We start from the raw sequence: 1,646 nt of genomic DNA, 5'->3' as shown, positions 1-1,646 counted from the left end.
GGACCTGCCGGACGAGCTTCCGGCTGCGGCCGGTCTGGCGCATGATCTGCCGGTCAGGCCATGCCAGCATCGGAGAGTTGCCGGATCATCTGGTTGGTCTGCTGGCGCCGCAGAAAGCCCTCGTATTGCAGTTTTCTCGACTTGGTGCGCGATGGAATCTTGCCGCAACCTCGTCCGTTGGCGCCCGGCATCATGCGCTGGCGCGTCGCCGATCTGGACGAAGCTCTGCGACCTCCCCAGTATGACCCGGACGAGTTTGAGCCATGACCAGGAAGAACAAGCGGCCGGACCTGAAATACCTGCATGCCTTCAATTCGGCCGGTAAGACCTACTACTATTTCAGGCGAGGCAAACTCCGCATCCGGTTGCCGGATGACCCGGACAGCGAGGACTTCGCGCGGGCCTACTGGCAGGCACGGAACGGGAAAGCGACCGCACAGGCACGGAACATCAAGTCCACTTGGAACGCCCTGATCCGCAGCTACTACCTCAGCCCTACCTTCACCTCGCTGAGCAAGGGCACGCAGGCAAACTACCGGCGTCCCTGCGAGGCCATCCGTGAGAACAATGGCCGGAAGACGTTCGGGCCTTCAAGCGAACCCACGCCATCGCCGCGCGCGACAAGCTGGCCTCGATCTGGAGCAAGGCCAACGAAAGAATCGCGGTGCTGTCCGTGCTGTGCAGGCATGCACTGGATCTCGGCTGGATCGAGCGCAATCCGGTGGTCGATGTGCCGAAGCTCAAGGGCGGCGAATACAAGGCATGGCCGGAGGCCAAGCTGCGCGCCTTCGAGAACGCTGCAAGGTCTACGGAGAACTGGACTGCCCTCACGGCTTACGAGCTGGCGATCGGCACCGGCCAGCGTCTTGGCGACTGCATCAAGATGCGGTGGAGCGACATCGACGGCGACTTCGTGCGGGTGATCCAGGAGAAGACCGGCGCCGACCTCTGGGTCTACTGCCCGGCCCGGCTCCAGACATATCTCGGCACATTGCCGAAGCGCGGCGAGTACATCCTGGCCAAGAACCTGACGCAGCCGCTAGGCAAGCGCCAGGTGCAGGAGACCATCGAGAAGGTCAGGAAGGCGATCGACGCGCTGGAGGGCGACAGCCGCCTGGTGCCGCACGGATGGCGCTATACGGCCGCCATGCAGCTGGCCGAGACCGGATGCAGCGATGCCGACATTCAGGCGGTCAGCGGCCACAGAACGCTGGAGATGGTCCAGAAGTACCGCCGCGGTGCGAACCAGAAGGCCGCCAGCCGCCGGACTCAATTGGCGCGCGAACGCACCGACAAGAACGGGAACAGAACGTGAAAGTGGCAAAGCGACTGACAAAACTAGGCGCAGGCCGGTATTTCGCCTCACGGCGAACTGTCGTTTTCCATTTGCTATCAAGATGGTGCGGGTGAAGGGACTCGAACCCCCACGCCTTGCGGCGCCAGAACCTAAATCTAAGGTGGTGCGTTTGATTTGTATTCATCCGGCGAGGGCCGCCTGACGGGTTTGGCGCTTCGGTGATAGGTCCGACCTTATGCGCGACCTTATATTCGAACCCAAGATTGAAGTCCTGTCAGCGGCGGACGGCGTTCGCCGACGGCATTGGGACGACGCGGACAAGGTCCGCATCGTCGAGGAGAGCTTGCGT

Annotated in this window: 2 protein-coding genes; both read left to right on the top strand. The window is 62.5% G+C overall.

The window, feature by feature from the left end:
* Window positions 1-245: hypothetical protein (locus tag FGX59_RS38460; RefSeq protein WP_206078564.1), on the top strand; the 245-nt coding region annotated here is incomplete at its 5' end.
* A gap of 419 nt (window positions 246-664) precedes the next feature.
* Complete coding sequence (locus FGX59_RS39200) at window positions 665-1,315, top strand: tyrosine-type recombinase/integrase (RefSeq protein ID WP_240722884.1); 651 nt, start codon at window positions 665-667, stop codon at window positions 1,313-1,315.
* The last annotated feature ends 331 nt before the right edge of the window (window positions 1,316-1,646 follow it).

Source organism: Poseidonocella sp. HB161398, from assembly GCF_005870025.1.
Classification (GTDB): Bacteria; Pseudomonadota; Alphaproteobacteria; order Rhodobacterales; family Rhodobacteraceae; genus Mangrovicoccus.
This window is presented reverse-complemented; position numbering and strand designations above follow the sequence as displayed.